Genomic DNA, 15,440 nt, shown 5'->3' with positions numbered 1-15,440 from the left:
TAGGGGTGAGGGTGTGCGCGCTGATCCTCCAAGGCCGGGAACTTACCCCGGTTCGCCGCCAGAAGCCGGTCGATCCCTGGCGGCCTGGTCCAACCCTGCGAGACCACCACTGAAGCGCTCACCCGCGAGCTGCGCGAGGAGCTAGGCCTGGACGGCCACGCCCTCCCGGAACAGTTGCGGCTGCGCCCCATCCAGGACCAGCTCACCACCCGGTCGACCCTGCTTCTTCCACTGTCTCCACCTGCTGCACATCCTGCGGGTTCCGCTGATGGGTACGTCAGGGCATCGCGGTGGCCGAGCCGGTGACGGACCAGGCCTACGACTGGTGCTGACCCAGCGGAGCCGCCGCCCGGGTACCGGCCCCTCGTAGGCACGATAGGAGGCGGTACCTCTTCCCGGCGAGGCCCGGCGGTCCCACGGCTGGTGTCGTTCAGGTCAACCGCTGTACCGGGCGGTGCGTCAGGGGTCGCCCCCGGCGAGGACACGTGCCCAGCGCCGTTTCTCGGCGCGTGCGCGGCGGGCGGCAGTAGCTAGGTTGCGCAGCGGACGGACAAGGTCCCAGGCATTCTCGACGCCGAGCTTCTCCAGGGCCTGGAAGAGGTCGAAGAGCGTGTCCCAGGACGGGATGTTGTCACCCTGGGCGTAGCGCTGGAGCCAGCGCCTCTCGACCCAGTCGACTGAGTAGAGATCGACCTCCCGCCGGGCCAGTTCCGCCAGGAAGGCGGTAAAGGCTAGTGCGAGCTCGGTCTGCTGCGGCAGAACCTCGACGTGCACGGCGGGAGCAGGCCTCCTAGGCTTGGGCAGCGCCCTGCGGAGATCATGGTGCAGGTCGATCAGCTGTTGGATGAGGGGGGCCAGCTCCTGCCCAGGCAGTGCACTGTGCTCCTCCAGAGCCATGTACAGACGCTCGATGAAATCACGGCTGGGGATCCGCTGGCCGGCCAGCACCTTGTACAGGGAGGAGCGCGGCACGTACGCGTGCCCGGCGAACTCCGTCACGCTCATCCCGGTGGTGCCGATCAAGTCACGGACCAGCTCCGCGAACTGAACACCTCCTGCGCTTGCTGGTACACCGTTCCTATCATGTTGAGCCGCCACGTCCCCTCCTCGGTCAGAGCGGGGAGGCGAGGGCGCCACCAGTGGCACCTGAGCCTCCCCGCGTGGTTGTCAGCGGCGCTGCGCCCACAGGAGGGCGAGGGTGATGGTGGCCCCGCCGGCGGCGGTGGCCATGCCCTTGGCGTAGCTGAGAATGAGGGTGCGGCGGAGCTGACGGGCCAGGCGCGCTCGGCCCTTGGCCGCGCAGGCCGGGGGTGCCGTTGGCATCGTGATGCCCGTAGGCTCGTGGTCGGTGCTGATGATTCCTCCTGAACAGGTGGGTGGTTGTCGGTGCGATCCGATGGCGGCTCCCTGTTGGCGCAGGGGGCCGTCGCCCTTTCGGGCGGCGGCCGATGCCGTCACTGAGAACCATAGTGAGTGGGTCGAACAAGGCCCTCTCGTCTTGAGACTCGTCCTGAGACTGCACCTGGCGACCAGTCAATTGGGCTGGGTATCCGTACTGTGCGGGCCCGAGCAGCTACCGTCCCGTCCTGCCGCGCAGCCTGTGAAAGACCTGGGGCTGTGGACAGCTTGTCCACTTGGCCGGGAAGCGTGACGGCCTTCCCGTCGGGTGCTTCATGGGCGGCAAGGTGATGGCCTCTCCCGGCGGGGCTGCTCTCCGCCTCCTCCGGGACCGGGAAGCGGCCGCGGACAGGACACGGGTCGCCGGACCTCTCAGGCCTGCCATCTCACCGGCCCAAGCCAACCGGTTCGAGTGCAGGCGGCATTCGCCTCTTCGTTGTCGTGGGCACCCACGCTGACAGCAGTCGGCCCCGGCCACCAGGTGGTGGTCGGGGCCGAAGAAGGCGGTCGGGGGTGGTGCTGCCGGGCCAGTCACCCCTGCGGGTTGGGGCGGTCGGCCAGCGTGATGCTGTGAATGGCGGCGAGCGCCAGGACGCTGTCGACGCTCTCGCCTCCGCGAAGGCGGCGGCGCACGTGCATCCCGTCGACCACGACGTCCAAGACCCGCACCGACAGCCCTCGCTCGAGGCAGTCGCTCGCCACCGAAGCGCCGTGGACCCCGAGCGCCGCCATCCACTCCTCCAGCTCCAACAGCGGGCAGCCCGAGCGCACCCACTGCCGGGCGACCTCCACCGCCCGACCCGGTACCAGGGACGGGCAGCAGACCCGAACCGCACGCAGGACTAGGTCCTCGACCGACGGCTGCGCCCGCCGGGACCGTCCGCCGGGTCGCGGGCGCCGATCGGTCGGAGATCCGGGGCGCCGGCCGACCGGCTTCCGGGCCGGGCGCCGGAGCGCCGCGAGGTCGAGGCCGAGGTCGAGCCCTTCGCGACGGGCGATCTCCTCGGGTGTGCTCGCCGGCCGATGCTGCGGCATGCAGGCTGGGGTCGGCCGCTCGCCCGGTACTGGAGCAGGCTGCTGGCCGCGCAGGAAGTCGTAGAGGCGGGCGGCCTCGGTGTCGTCGCCGAAGTCAGGACGGGTCGTCATACGGATCCCTTTCGCTGGCCCGCCTGGAAGCGGGCATGAAGAAGGCCCTGCTCCGGAGGAGTCAGGGCCTGGGTGATGGGCTGCGGCACCGTCAGCAGCGGCGGCTGATCGCTGCAGGCTGGCGTCGTGAGTGTGCCCCGTGTCGGGGCGGCGGTGTCGGAAACGCAAAAACCCCCGAAGTGATCACTTCGGGGGTCGCAATTCTTTCCGGGCACGCCTAACGCGGGTCTGACGCTACGCGAGGATCGCTCCGGCGCGCAACAGTCGTGACATTTTCCCAGCTCAGGAGCAGTGAGTGCAGAGGGTCGGGGTGTGCTGTACCTCGCGCGCGGTGACAACTACGGTTTACATATGACGATAGAGCTCCGCGATTACGCTCGGCTGTCCATGGGCCTCTTCGATCTCGGGTGGGAGGTGGCGGAGGAGAACCTTCCCAGGGCGGGGACTGGCGTGGTGAAGCCCGATGCGGCTGGTCCCCGGGATGCCGTTCGGGAAGCCAACTTGGAGTTACTGAAGGTCTACCGGGAAATGATCAAGGCAATCGAGGACAACATCGCCCGCGCCCAGGCCAGGGCACTGGGGAGAGGGGCCTCGTATGCCGACATCGCTCGAGCCCGCGGGGTCTCCAGACAAGCCGTCCGTCAGGACTGGGAGAAGCGGACCAAGCAGCGACCCGTCGTGCTGGTCGGCGGCCCGAAGGACGGCTTCAACACCACCGCCACGGACCGCGAACAGACGATGCGTTGGGGCTGCAGGCCAGGCATCTACCAGGACCCGGATTGGGCCGACCGCCGGGGGACCCTCACCTATCGCAGGTCGGAGACCGATCCCAAGATCTTCGTCTTCGACAAATTCGAACCCGACAACAGGCCCGACTACTACTACGACGACGAATAAGCCGCTGCACGCCAGAGGTATCGCGATGAGCAGTCGATGGCAGACCAGGTGCCGTTGGACGCCCTCCGCCGGGCGCTCGCCCGATCCGTGGTGTTGCCGGAGCGCACCGCGGACGCGTTGCCCGTGCAGGCCGCCGACGGAGGTCCGCTGCGGCGGACCCTCGGCGACCCGACGGAGCCCGGGCAGGTCGACCTGGACGTGGTCGACTCCGTCTGCCTGCGCCGCGCCGGTGCTGCTGGCGGCGATGACGGACACCACCCACCTACCGGCGGCGCTGAACACCAGCGCCGTGTCGGTCGGCGGTGCCACGCTGACCTGACGGACGAGTACGACGAGCAGCTGTTTCGCGGCCGGGTTTACGGCGCCGAACCTGACGAGGACCCCGGCCCCGAGCCGGGGCACGAGTACCGGGAGCTGCTGGGTGGCCGTTGGACGGCCTCCTGGCTGACGTCACCAGCTGGGACGTCGACACGCTGGAGTGCGGGGCCGCGCTGAGTACCAACCTCGGCCACTACGGCGCCGGAGGCCGCTCCCACTACGAGCCGCGCCCCAGCGACCCGCTCCGGTGGGACTGGGAGGGCGACTCGGCGTAGGAGGGCGGGCCCCGTCAGGTCGCCTTGTCGGCTTTCCCGTCAAGAAGAAGATCGTTGGCAGTGGCTCTGTTCGGCCATCATGGGACCACCCGCCGGGACGGTCTTCGGCCGGGTAGGGAGGAGCCGGTGATGACGGCCTCGGAGCAGGTGGATGTGGACGGCCTGGCGGAGTTGGTGCGGGGGTGCGAGGACGTCCGCGCGCGGCTGGTGCTGGTGACCGATGCAGAGGGGCAGTGGCGGCTCTACCACGGAGAAGTCCTCCTCGACGCTCCCGATCTCGACACCGGCGGGGAGGAGACCTGGTTGTACCCGGCGGTGGCGTTCGTCGCCCGGAGGCTGAGGGGCTGGGTAGTGGCGGACCTGCTGCGTGGCAAGCCCGCGAACATTGATCGCTTCCGTGTGTTCGCCGACCAGCAGTGGACCCATGCGGCCGCTGACGACCTCCATGGGAACCAGGCATGGACGGGGAGGACGACGCCCTGGCCCCGGACCGAGTGGACGATCCGCAGGGACTCCACCGACTACCGCAACTACGGGGTGCTGGTCGGCGACACCTCGCACCCGTCCTTCCTGACCTTCGATCAGGCGGTCAGTTCCTTCCTCTGCCGGCGACCCCACGACAGCCGGATAACCGTCGACCAGCTGTGGCGTGTCATCCAGCCCCGGCGGGGCGCCTGGTTCCGGAAGGTCACCGTCGCCCCGGACCGGCTTACTGTCGACCTTGAAGGCGACGACCTGGACGACGTGGTCCTGGAACTGAGCGAGCCCGCCGGTTCCTGGCGGCTCCAGGTCGAGGGCGCCGACTCCTACGACTTCGACCTGCCCGAGGGGCTGCGGGCCGAGAGCCTGCTGATCGCGCACCGCGGCGGCAAGTGGCTCGATATGCGGCACTTCCCCGCCGCACCGTACGGCAGCGCCCGCGACACCTCGGTCGTCTGGGAGCAGCCCGAACTGGAACTGGAGCTGCTTCTGGCCGACGGCGAGGGCCCCCGGTTGGAGTGCAAGCGGGAGATCCCCAAGGGAGACCCCCGTACTCGGAAGAAGATGTTGAAGACCGTGGCGGCGTTCGCGTCGCAGCCCGGGGGCGGCACCATCTTGTTCGGCATCGAGGACGACAACCTGGAGATCGTTGGCCTGGCCGAGGACCAGAGCGCCGACGAGCAGCAACGCCAGATCGTAGACATGATCCGCAAGAATCTGGAGCCCGCGCCGGCTTGCCACCCCCGGGTGATCAAGCACAACTACAAGCGGATCATCGCGGTCGACGTCCCCGGCGGAAACCAGCCGTGCGCCTACCGGGAAGGCGAGCGCCTGGAGTTCTACGTTCGCCGTGGCTCCAGCAGCATCTTCGCCAGCTACCGGGAGATCGAGGAAGGGTTTCGTCTGCACCCCGGCACCGTCTGACAGCGGCCGCCTCCCTGACCGGCCGAGCCGGTGAACTCCCGCAGACACGAACCCTCCCCGAACCGACCGCAGCAGCGCACGGATGCGATCCGCCGGTGACTCCCTCCGCGCTGCAGCAGCTCCTGATAGACCACCTCTCCTCCCTGTCCGGCATTGAGGCGGCCGCGCGCCGGCCGGCCCGGCCGTTCGGAGTGGCGGTCACCGCGGCGGGCACCGTGTTCTGGACGATCACCGGCTCGTCCAACAGCGTCAGCTTGGCGCCGAGCAGCCCGGCCTGCCCGGGCCGTTCGGCACCTGGCCCGACGAACCCGCTCAGGAACCCGACGAGCCCGAGCCTGCTCGCCAGGACGACGCCGAGTTCTGGTGCTGAGGCAGTACGGCGCCCAGGAGCGAACTCAGCGAGGCTGGCACGGCTGCTCACATCGCAACGGCCCTCGCATCAGGCGGACCGAAGAAATCCCCTCGGTGGGACTGCGCGCGGCCACTACAGTCGTGTCATGCCGCCGCACCCCAAGAAGCACCACTTCGTTCCGCAGTTCCTGCTGGAGCGATTTGCTGGCCCGGAAGGCAAGTTGGTCGTAAATCAGTACATGAACGAGCGTCAGTTCACCTCCGCTGTTGTGAACGTCGGGCACCGCAACTACGGGCACTCCCTGTACTGGCCGGGCAGAGAGCCCGATCATTCGTCGATGGAGGCAGCAATGGCCTCCATCGAAGGAGAGGCCGCCGTGGCGGTCAAGGAACTTGCGCGCAGCCGCCAGCGAGACGTGCCTCACGACATCAGGCGCCCCCTCGCGTGGTTGTTGGCCCTGCAGTACCAACGCAGCCGCTTCCTGATGCACCTGCTCTCCGAACGAGTCAGGTCTAAGGACAACGGCCTGGCCGCCGACGAGATCCAGACCGGGCTTCTGACGCTCATCCTGGCGTATGTCATCCATCCATGGCGACTACGCGACGACGATGACGCGCCCTTCAAGGACCGTTGGAACGCCTTGGTCGCCTTTCTCCTCGCGGGCGCGGACATGCATTGGACGTGCTATCGCCCGCGAAACGGTGGCCTCGTGGTCGGCGACAACCTGGTCTGCTTCTCCGGCATCGTTGGCGAGCCGCCGCTCTACATCCCGCCGAAGTTCTTCGATCATGGTGTGCAAGTGGGACTGGAGAACTTCCGACGCCTGACGGTGCCGCTCGGTGACGACCTCGCTCTCATCATCTCTCGGGATGCCCGCGACCGCGCCCGGCTGGACGCCGCAGCCATCAACCGGTTCACAGTGTTCAACAGCCGGGAGTTCATCGCTCACGCTCCCGACTGGCCAGACCGGCACCCCGACCTCGCACTCGACCTGCGGAGCTCACTTCGGACCCAGCGTCTCGTCGCCCCGGCATTTCTCCAGAACTACGGCTCCGACGGCCGGTAGCACGAGGTACTCGGACAACGGTTCACGGAGGTGCTTGCGCTGAACTCCGCCCCACGATGGGCGGTCTGCTGTGCATCTGCCTTCCGCTCACCACGTACGTCAGCACTACACTGGTCGGCCCCGGACAGGGCCGACCAGCAGCACCGGCTACCAGGCCACCCCGAGCGCCTCCAACTGCTATCCAGGATTAGTTTGAGCGGGGAGTCGGGGCTGCTGACCGGTGTTTCGGCGTAACTCGCGTTCCCGGCGGAGCCGTTACGGTAGGCCGGTGCATTCCACCGCCGACGTCCCCAATCCGCAGACCCCACCGCCCCCCGCCTCAGTCGTGGTCTCGGTCTCGCCTGAGTTGGCGTCGGCGCTCACCGCGCTGGGGCCGAGGGGCGAACGGGCGCTGGGGCTGCTCCGCGAAGCCGAGGCCGTCCTGGCGGACCCGCAGCGGCACCATGTGCCCTACGAGGTTGCGCCGATGTGCTGCCGCGGCGCGTTGGAGAGCCTGTTGGGCCTCGCCGGCCGGGATCAGGACTTCGTCGGACCGGTCTCCACCGGGAACGAGGTGATCGCGCGGGCGAAGGACATCGTGGACGCGCACGCGGCCGGTACCCTCACCGCCGAGGCCCTCGCGGTCCTCGCCACCGCGGTCGAGGCCCGGCGGGCGGAGGAGGCCAACCCCGGCGGCCACCGGATACGCAAGCTGGAGCAGCTGGTCCTCGACCAGACCCGCCAGGAGATGGGCGCCCCCGAACGGGAAGCGGTCCGCCGCTCCTGGAACACCCTCTACAGCGACGCCTCCGCGATCTTGCACGGCTCCGAGGACAGAGAGGGCGACGAGAGCACCGAGGACCGCGCCCACCGGCTCCTCCGCGAGACCCTCGCCGCCGTTGAAGAGCTCTTCCTGGGCCTGCCGGGACGGGCCGAGCACCTGCGGGACCTCGCCGCGACCGCCGAGCCGACGGCGGACCAGATCGCCGAGGTCGAACGCTTCACCGACCCCCGCTCGGGCGGCTACTTCTTCCGAGCCGCCACCGGCCGACGCTGGCTGGAGAAACTGTCCGACCACCGCCTGCTGCCCGACGGCCACACCTGGCCGGCCCTGCCCTACCTGCGGCGCCTCGCGGCCGGTGACCCGGCGCTGATCCTCGGCTGGCTGGAGCAGAACCTGCCCGCCCTGACTGGCCGCGGCCCGCAGGCCGTGGGCATGGCCGTCATACTGGCGGCCGACACCGGCATCCAGGCCGCCCCGTGGATGGCGAAAGCCGCCCGGGTGTACCCGGAGGCTGACGTCCAACTGCGTATCGCATACTGGGCGCTGAGGGTGCCCGACGCCGACCGCGGCCAGCCGTGGGTGCTCGCGGTCGAGGCCGTACTGAAGACCGCGCCGTTCACCCGGCGCGAGAGCTGGCACACCTGTCGGCTTCTGGAAGCCCTGACAGCCACCGCCCACCCCGGCGGGACGCCACGCGCCGCCGGCGACCGCCTCGCTGGGCTCATCCGCGCCGTTCTCGCGGGAGTCCTCGCCGATCACCTCACCCACGTCCCCGACGTTGCTGTCGACCTGACCGCCGACCTGCGCCAGGTGTCCCTCACCGACCCCCCGTACGAGAGAGCGGTCGCCGTGATCCGCGCGTTGCTGGACCTGGCCCGCGAGGACGCCCGTCTCGACCTCACCCTGCAGACGCGCACCAGATTCCTGCTCACCAAGGTGCCGGAAGGCCGGGTACGAGACCGGATCCTGGCCGTCCACCTTCTGGAGAGCCACCCCCACGACGGCCAGGACCCCGCAGGCGAGACGGCAAAGGCATGGTGGGCCGAGGCGATCACCCTCGCACCCAGGCTCGTCGCCGCGTCCCGGCCCCACGCCGACACCGCGGACCTCCTCGCCCACCTCCACACCACCTGCCCCGCACACCGGCGGGACGAGCTGGAGAACGCGCTCACCCTCGGCCTCGGACCCGCCCCCGAGCCGGCCGACATCGACCGGTGGCGCCACGCCCACACCACCGTAGGGGAGGCTCTGTCGGATGGCTGGCGCACCGCGCGTGCCCTCGCCCCCGTCCTCCCCGCCCCTGTCCTCAAGCAGTGGCGCCCGCTGCTGGACACCCTGGACGAGATTGCCGGAGGCCCCGCCCCCGAACGCCCCGAACCCATGGTGACCGTCTCCACCCACATCCACGGCCCGAGGGGGCTGGCCGCCGCGCCATTTGCCGAACTCGCCGCCCTGAGCGGCCCGGCAGCCGCGCTACGTGAACTCCAGACCACCCCGCAGCCCGCCGACGCACTGCTGCCGCAGGCCGAGGACCGGGCCGCAGTCCTCGGCGAGCTGGTCACGGCCCAGCCCGCACTGTGGGCGGCCGACGCCGCCACGCTGACCACAACGGCCGCAGACGACGTGCTGCGCACTGCCTACTTCAACGCAGTCCACCGCGCCTTCCAGCAGGGCGCCCTGACCGATCCGCACCTGCTGGCCCACGCCACCACCATCGCCTTCGCCCACCGGCCCGCCGACGACGCCACCCACGACGGAGCCGAGACCCTGTGCCGAGTGATCACTAACCTGCTTCACCTGTGCTGGAACCAGGCGGCAGACGTTACCGCCGTCGAGACCGAGGCGGTCAACTGGCTGGACCACCTCGTCGCCACCTGGACCAAGCCACGCACCACCGCCGAGGAACCCTTCATCACTGCCCTGTCGGCGGCCGGCGGCAGCGCCCTACTGGCGCTCATCACCTGGGGCTGCGCCCGGATCAACAGGGCTGGCGGCGGTCTGCCCCAGCCGCTCACCACCCGCCTCGCCGCCCTGCTGGAGGCCGGTAGCGATGACCAGGCGCTCGCCATCATCGGGTTCTGCCTCGCCCACCTCGACCGGGCCGACCCGGCGTTCACCGCCGCCCACGCCGAACCGCTCTACACCCTCGACCAGCCCGCCTCGCCCGCGCACAGCTGGCTGGTCCGCGGCCTCCCCTCGGCGGCGATCGCCGCACGCCTCGACCGGGCACACCTCCTGAGCATCCTGTGCCGGCCCGGGCAGGACCGGGCCATCGACAAGGTGGTCAACGCTCTGCTGGACCCCGCTCAGCCCCTCGGCCCCCTCGGCTCGCTCCTGGAAGAGCTCGCCGCGCTCCAAGGCGGCACCACGGCGGTCTCCGAACTCCTCTCCCGCCTCGCCCTGGCCACCACCCACGCCCCGGACGACAGCCCGTGGCCAGCCCGGGCCACCACCCTGTGGGAACAGGCACTCGCAGCCGACCTCCCGCCCGCCGCACTGTACGGACTCGGCCGCTTCGTTTTCGCCACCGCCATCGACGACCCCACCTGGTTGCGCCTGACCGCCCGCACCGTGGAGCGCCACGGCGACCTCGAGTGCACTACCTCCATCGCCCGGCGCGCAGCCCAGCACCCCACCTCCCCGGCCGCGCTGCAGGTCATGGCCAGGATTCTTGCCGCAGCGGACCCCTCCAGTGCCGAGACGATCAGGCCGGAGGCAGTGACGCTGTTCAACGCCAGCCGCGACACGACCTACCCCGAACGGGAGCTCCTGCGCGAGGCCCTGATCAACGCAGGTCAGGTCGAAGCGGCCTTCGACAGCCCGATCCCGTGACCGCCAGCCCCTCGCACCCACGAGTCGGTCGGGTGACACCCAGACCCCGTGCGGCGCCGGGATCACCAGGCGGTACTATCCACGATCTGCGCGAGCTGGTCGTCGGAACCGGGGATGAGACGGTGCTGTAGGCCGCGCACACTAACGAGCCGCGCCCTGCTGGAAGACACGCGCGGCTGCCCACCCCCACCCGCCCGCCGCAAGTAGCCGACCCCGTCGGTCATTTGGACAGCATCCGGTCGGGCACCGTAGAAGCTCCAACGACTCCTGGCTGCGGCTGCTTGTCGGGGGTCATGGCTAGAGTTCGCTGTTGTGGACTCTGCTGATCTTGATGCCGAGGATCTCGACCACCGGGCCCGGACGGGCTCCGGCCTCATCCGTCGGAGATCGCGGCCCGGCTGCTCGAACACGGCCGCACCGACGTGGTGGAAGAACAGGCCGGGCGGGGAGAACGGCTCTGCGCGCTGGCGTGGGCGCGGCTGCTGGGAGAGCGGAACCGGCAGGCCGACGCGTTGGAGGTCTTCCCGTACACCGCCACCGGTTGGTGGCGGGCGGTCGAGGCCACGGCCGACCTGCTGGCGGACTGGGGGCGGACCGAGGAAGCGATCGTGCTGGTCCGCCCACACACCGAGGCCGACGACCGGTCGGCGCTGACGTTCCTCGGGCGCCCGTGGAGCTGGCGGTCGTGGACGGCATCACCGCCGGCTTCCCGCCGGAGGTGTTCCTGCACTTCGTTTTCCGCCTTCTCGGCGGGCGGGCGGGCGGGCGGGTCTGGGACGCGGGGACGAGCTCGGCGACGTGGTCGACCGCCAGGCCTTGGCGGCGGGCCTGGACGCCGCCGACACCTTCCACCTGACCGCCCGCCACGTCAGCGACCACTACCTGGGCCGTATCCACATCCAGGCCCGCCCACTGCGGCCGATCCAGGCCTATGTCCTTGCGGGCCTGCGCGCCCCGGAGAACGGGCGCACCGCGCTTTTGCGGATGGTCGCCCTGGCCGGGAGTACTGATACCGCCCTGCCCCGCTGGATGGGCGTCGGCCTGATCGTGTGGTGGGCCGAGCGCCGCTGATCCAAGGCGAAGCCGGTCACCGGCGGGGTGTCCGGTCACCGGCGGGGTGTCCGGCCGCCGGCTTCGGTGTCCTCGCGCTCCCGGTCCGTCCAGACTGCTGGTCATTCCCACCGGATGCCGAGTTGGGTGAGGCGTTCGGCGCGGGCGGCGGGGATGGTGTCGCGGCGGCTGCGGCTGTTGGTGATGAACAGGCCGAGGCTGATCTCGACGGTGGTGCCGTCGGCCAGGACGAGTTCTTCCTTGTGTTTGCGGCCGACGTTCAAGTGCCCCTCCCTCTCGCGGTATTGGGCGGCGGCGGCCAGGTTGCGCTGTTCCTTTTCCGCGTGCGGCACCTTCGCGGGCGGGAGCTGCTCCGGTGTCAGGGGCTCGAGTCCGAGGACGTGTTCGCACGCCCACTGCTGGGCGGGGCCGAGCTTGTCCCAGCCGGTCTGCTGCGCCCGTGCCCACCCGGCGAGGTCCTCGCCCTGGACGACGACGCTGCCCGGCGCGGCCCCGGCCAGCGTCCCGCCCTCCTTCACGTGGCGCCAGGCCAGGGCGAAGCAGCGCTGCCACTCCACCGACCAGGCCGGGCACCACGCCGCGTCGATCGCGTCCAGCGCCGCTTTCCGGTCGGCGGGCAGCGCCCCGGTCCAATCCAGGCCGGTATCCCCGGCCTCGGCCCGGCGCTCCAATGCCTCGGTGCGCCGCTGGGCGGTGCGCAGGTTCTTCATGATGGTTCCGACCGGGCGGCCGTTCCACACCGCGTCGTTGGGCGGGCAGGCGTGGCCGTGTTCGGCGGCGTAGCTGGCGACGGCGGTGAGGTTGTCGGTGAAGGCGGTGTCGAACGCGGACCACACCATGTCGAGTTCGTCGAGCTCGGCGATCCGCTTGTCGTCGAGGACGGCGGCGGCTTTGTAGCGGCGCTGGTCGGCGACCCACACGCCGAGGCGGTGTCCGGAGGGGGCGCGGTAGGCGTAGGGGACCTTCGCGTCGCCGAACGCCTTGCGGTAGGCGGTCAGCTCGCTCAGGCCGCGGCGGAATTCTTCCCGCTCGGGTTCCAGGACCCGGGTGCGGACGAACGCGGCGATGACCGCCGGATCCCGCTGCGTGGAGAACGAAAGGATCCGCTCCTCGCCGCCGGCGGAGCGGACTTCGTCCATGTCGCCGGAGTGCCGGGGCTCCCGGGCGGGGCGGGTCTCGGACTGCGGGAGGGCGAGGCGTTCGACGGCGGCTTCGTCGTGGGCGCGCAGCGCGAGCAGTACCTTGGCCAGCCCGTCGTAGGCCTTGGAGGTGAGCAGGTCCTCGCCGCTCTCGCCGGCGGCGAGCAGCACGGGCACGATGATCGTGGCGATCTTCCCGGAGCCGGCGGCCATGCGCAGGGCGCGGCCGACGGCTTGGACCAGGTCGACCATCGACCCGCGGACGTCCGCGAAGAACACGGAGTCGCAGTCGAAGGTGTCGACGCCTTCCGAGAGGGTCTTGACCGAGGTGAGGATGTAGCGCAGCAGCCGCAGCCCGCTCTCCCCGATCAGGGAGGCGAACACATCGAGCGCGGCCCGCCGTTGGGCGGAGGTGTGCTCGGCCTCCAGCCACGTCGTCCCGATCAGCTTCGGGTCCGGGTGCAGCGCCGCGTTCTGCTCCCACAGCACCCGCGCCACCTCGCGCAGGCCGGTGCTCATCGCCCGGGCCTCGGCGACCAGGTGATGGAACGACAGCGTCCTGCCCAGGTCCCACTCCGCACACGCCGTCAACAGCGCCGTCTGCAGCGCGGCCAGCCGCGTCCCGCGGTACTCGATCGACCGCTCGTCCACTCCGCGCTGCTGAAGGCCCTGCAGCACAGGGTCGGAGACGTCGACGCACACGATCCGGTAGGGGGCGATCACGCCGTCGGTGATGGCCTGTCCGAGGGGGTAGTCGTGGGCGACGGGGCCGAACAGTTCCTCGTTGTCCATGGACGCGATCAGCTCGGCCGGCTCCACCCCGGCCTCGGCGGCTCGCTCCCGGTCGGTTTCGGTGATCTCCCAGATCCTGGGGGTGGCCGTCATGAAGAACCTGCGGTCCGACAGGATGCGGGTGTTGTCGAGGATCATCGACCACGGCTTCCCGGCCTCGCCGGAGGCGTGGTGGGCCTCGTCGCCGACCGTCAGGTCGAAGGCCGGCAGACCCAGCCGGTGCGCCTCCTCGACCCGGCGCAGGCTCGCGTAGGTGGCGAACACGGTGACCCGCTTCATCCCGGCCGTCAGCTTCACCAGCTCGGCGGGATCGGTGGTGCACCGCACGCCGACGGGCTGCGCGTAGCCGGTCAGCGAGCACAGCCCGACCATCCGCCCGCCGTGGCCCTCGCGCCGCCACACCTTCACCGTCTCCTCCAGCAGCGGCAGCGACGGCACCACCACCAGCGTCCGCTCCGACCGGAGCCGGCCGGCGACGTGAATGGCCGTCAGCGACTTCCCCGCACCCGTCGCCGCCCGGATCTGGCACCGCAGCCCCTGCGGCGGCACCAACCCCGACGCCGGAAGGGCCAGAAGTCGTACAGAGGCGTCAGCAGCCTCCTCCTGATTACAGCGGAGCTTTTTCATCATGATTGCAATTTCCCTTTCCAGGAATTCAAGCGGCATGATTGGAAAACCGGCCATTGCTGATTCGAACCGTTCACGACGGCTCGGCCATTACCAGTCGAGCGCCGGGCCGAGGTAGTCCTCGCCGTAGGCGTCGTGTGCCCGCTTGTCCGCGTCGCGCCCGAACCGCGACTGCGCCCGCTGGACCGTGCGCGGCGGCTCGCGGCGGGGCTCCAGGCCGGCGGGCGGCGCGGGGGTGACCGCCACGGAGGGGACGTGGACCAGGCCGTCGGCGTCGACCTGGACGTGCTCGGCCAAGACCGCCAGTACCCGCTCCGCACTCCACCCCCGCTCAGCCGCCAGCGCCCGCAGACGCCGTCCCGCCTCACCCGGCACCACCACCTGCACCCGCACCCGGTCCGGCGGCGGCTCCAACGGCACCGGTCCCCGCGCAGGGCGTCGCTGCCGGGCGCGCCGCGCCTCCTGCAACCGCTGCTCCCACTCGGCGAGCCACACCTGTGCCTGCTCGTCGCGGGCAACGTCGTACACCAGCCAGGAACCGGTGCGGACCAGGGTGGCGATGCGCTCCCACTCCTCCGCCTCCCACCCCGCGTCCGGCCTTGCTCCCTCGTCCCGGCCGGCCTCCCGCACCAAGACCCGCGCGGCCACCAGGCCGCCCCCGATCTGCTCCGGCGTCCGCCCCTGTGCCTGGCGCTGCACCCGCCGCCGCGCCGCCGAGAGCCGCTCGACCTCGTCCATCACCGGCTCCACTCCGGCCGACCCCGCCGACTCGTCCTCCAGGAATTCCATGTCCAGCTCCTTCCACAGTTTGACGGGCGGCATTCTCAGCGGCGGTGATCGAGCCAAGGAACGAGCCCTAACAATTTCCCGGAACCTCTCTTCCAGCCCAAAGTCTAGCGGCTAACCAACTTTGATGCAGTGGAACGGGCGAAGCCCGCCCCCTCACCACCCCAACGAGTGACCCCACCATTCGACACTCCCGCAACAGTCCGGATCACCCCCCGAACCCACGGCGCGAAGCGCCCACCAAGCCCACTCACCCCGCCACCCCCGAGTCCACCCACCTCAAGCAAGGGCCGAAGGCCACCACCAACCCAACCTTCCCATCAAACTCTGCGCGAAGCAGCAGAGTTGACCCACCACCACTCCGAAACACCACCCACCCGAACCCGCGCCCGCGATCGGGCGAAGCCCGATCAGCCCGGCGAAGCCGGGCAGTCGGCGGCGAAGCCGACGAGCCACCCGAGGCGAAGCCTCGGGTCCGGCCGAAGGCCAGCAGTCCCGGCGGCGACGCCGCCGCGCAGCGCCGAAGGCGCAAGCAACCCGCGCCGAAGGCGCGTGGTTACCCGGCGCAGCCGGG

At 70.4% G+C, this 15,440-nt stretch carries 12 protein-coding genes; 7 read left to right on the top strand and 5 right to left on the bottom strand.

The window, feature by feature from the left end; all coding sequences use genetic code 11:
- The first annotated feature begins 72 nt into the window (after positions 1 to 72).
- Complete coding sequence (locus tag ACGFWJ_RS35660) at positions 73 to 306, top strand: NUDIX domain-containing protein (RefSeq protein WP_392956892.1); 234 nt, start codon at positions 73 to 75, stop codon at positions 304 to 306.
- 153 nt (positions 307 to 459) lie between these two features.
- On the opposite strand, the gene ACGFWJ_RS35655 is transcribed toward ACGFWJ_RS35660, so the two are convergent.
- The 3 genes from ACGFWJ_RS35655 to ACGFWJ_RS35645 form a co-directional block, all read right to left on the bottom strand.
- Positions 460 to 1,098 (bottom strand): helix-turn-helix domain-containing protein, encoded by a 639-nt coding sequence (locus ACGFWJ_RS35655; RefSeq protein ID WP_392956867.1) that lies wholly within the window; start codon positions 1,096 to 1,098, stop codon positions 460 to 462.
- 69 nt (positions 1,099 to 1,167) lie between these two features.
- The gene (locus ACGFWJ_RS35650; RefSeq protein WP_392956866.1) at positions 1,168 to 1,323 is read right to left on the bottom strand and encodes a hypothetical protein; all 156 of its coding nucleotides are present in this window, start codon (positions 1,321 to 1,323) and stop codon (positions 1,168 to 1,170) included.
- A gap of 606 nt (positions 1,324 to 1,929) precedes the next feature.
- On the bottom strand, positions 1,930 to 2,544 hold the full coding sequence (locus ACGFWJ_RS35645) for a hypothetical protein (RefSeq protein WP_392956864.1): 615 nt from the start codon (positions 2,542 to 2,544) through the stop codon (positions 1,930 to 1,932).
- Between the two features lie 351 nt (positions 2,545 to 2,895).
- Here ACGFWJ_RS35645 and ACGFWJ_RS35640 point away from each other — a divergent pair, with 351 nt between their 5' ends.
- The 6 genes from ACGFWJ_RS35640 (at position 2,896) to ACGFWJ_RS35615 (ending at position 11,522) form a co-directional block, all read left to right on the top strand.
- Entirely contained in the window at positions 2,896 to 3,441 is a 546-nt protein-coding gene (locus ACGFWJ_RS35640) for a hypothetical protein (RefSeq protein WP_392956863.1), read from the top strand.
- Positions 3,442 to 3,477: 36 nt separating this feature from the next.
- Positions 3,478 to 3,936 (top strand): hypothetical protein, encoded by a 459-nt coding sequence (locus tag ACGFWJ_RS35635; RefSeq protein WP_392956861.1) that lies wholly within the window; start codon positions 3,478 to 3,480, stop codon positions 3,934 to 3,936.
- 227 nt (positions 3,937 to 4,163) lie between these two features.
- Positions 4,164 to 5,438 (top strand): helix-turn-helix domain-containing protein, encoded by a 1,275-nt coding sequence (locus ACGFWJ_RS35630; protein ID WP_392956860.1) that lies wholly within the window; start codon positions 4,164 to 4,166, stop codon positions 5,436 to 5,438.
- Positions 5,439 to 5,935: 497 nt separating this feature from the next.
- Positions 5,936 to 6,856, top strand: coding sequence for a DUF4238 domain-containing protein (locus tag ACGFWJ_RS35625; protein WP_392956859.1), 921 nt, complete (start codon positions 5,936 to 5,938; stop codon positions 6,854 to 6,856).
- 268 nt (positions 6,857 to 7,124) lie between these two features.
- Positions 7,125 to 10,451 (top strand): hypothetical protein, encoded by a 3,327-nt coding sequence (locus ACGFWJ_RS35620; RefSeq protein ID WP_392956857.1) that lies wholly within the window; start codon positions 7,125 to 7,127, stop codon positions 10,449 to 10,451.
- 798 nt (positions 10,452 to 11,249) lie between these two features.
- Entirely contained in the window at positions 11,250 to 11,522 is a 273-nt protein-coding gene (locus ACGFWJ_RS35615) for a hypothetical protein (protein ID WP_392956856.1), read from the top strand.
- Between the two features lie 101 nt (positions 11,523 to 11,623).
- On the opposite strand, the gene ACGFWJ_RS35610 is transcribed toward ACGFWJ_RS35615, so the two are convergent.
- Together ACGFWJ_RS35610 and ACGFWJ_RS35605 are read right to left on the bottom strand one after the other, a co-directional pair.
- Entirely contained in the window at positions 11,624 to 14,080 is a 2,457-nt protein-coding gene (locus ACGFWJ_RS35610; RefSeq protein ID WP_392956890.1) for a Helicase associated domain protein, read from the bottom strand.
- A 90-nt stretch (positions 14,081 to 14,170) separates the two neighbouring features.
- A complete protein-coding gene (locus tag ACGFWJ_RS35605) occupies positions 14,171 to 14,869 on the bottom strand; it encodes a hypothetical protein (protein WP_392956854.1) in 699 nt (232 codons plus the stop codon).
- Between the last annotated feature and the right edge of the window lie 571 nt (positions 14,870 to 15,440).

The sequence above is a fragment of the Kitasatospora sp. NPDC048407 genome, assembly GCF_043200475.1.
Lineage (GTDB): Bacteria > Actinomycetota > Actinomycetes > Streptomycetales > Streptomycetaceae > Kitasatospora.
Note: the sequence above shows the minus strand (reverse complement) of the source record. Positions and strands in the feature narration are given on the sequence as shown.

Coding starts and splice junctions, on each gene's coding strand:
- ACGFWJ_RS35625 (WP_392956859.1), top strand. CDS start 5,936: ATGCCGCCGCACCCCAAGAAGCACCACTTCGTTCCGCAGTTCCTGCTG.
- ACGFWJ_RS35630 (WP_392956860.1), top strand. CDS start 4,164: ATGACGGCCTCGGAGCAGGTGGATGTGGACGGCCTGGCGGAGTTGGTG.
- ACGFWJ_RS35635 (WP_392956861.1), top strand. CDS start 3,478: ATGGCAGACCAGGTGCCGTTGGACGCCCTCCGCCGGGCGCTCGCCCGA.
- ACGFWJ_RS35640 (WP_392956863.1), top strand. CDS start 2,896: ATGACGATAGAGCTCCGCGATTACGCTCGGCTGTCCATGGGCCTCTTC.
- ACGFWJ_RS35645 (WP_392956864.1), bottom strand. CDS start 2,544: ATGACGACCCGTCCTGACTTCGGCGACGACACCGAGGCCGCCCGCCTC.
- ACGFWJ_RS35605 (WP_392956854.1), bottom strand. CDS start 14,869: ATGGAATTCCTGGAGGACGAGTCGGCGGGGTCGGCCGGAGTGGAGCCG.
- ACGFWJ_RS35610 (WP_392956890.1), bottom strand. CDS start 14,080: ATGAAAAAGCTCCGCTGTAATCAGGAGGAGGCTGCTGACGCCTCTGTA.
- ACGFWJ_RS35650 (WP_392956866.1), bottom strand. CDS start 1,323: ATGCCAACGGCACCCCCGGCCTGCGCGGCCAAGGGCCGAGCGCGCCTG.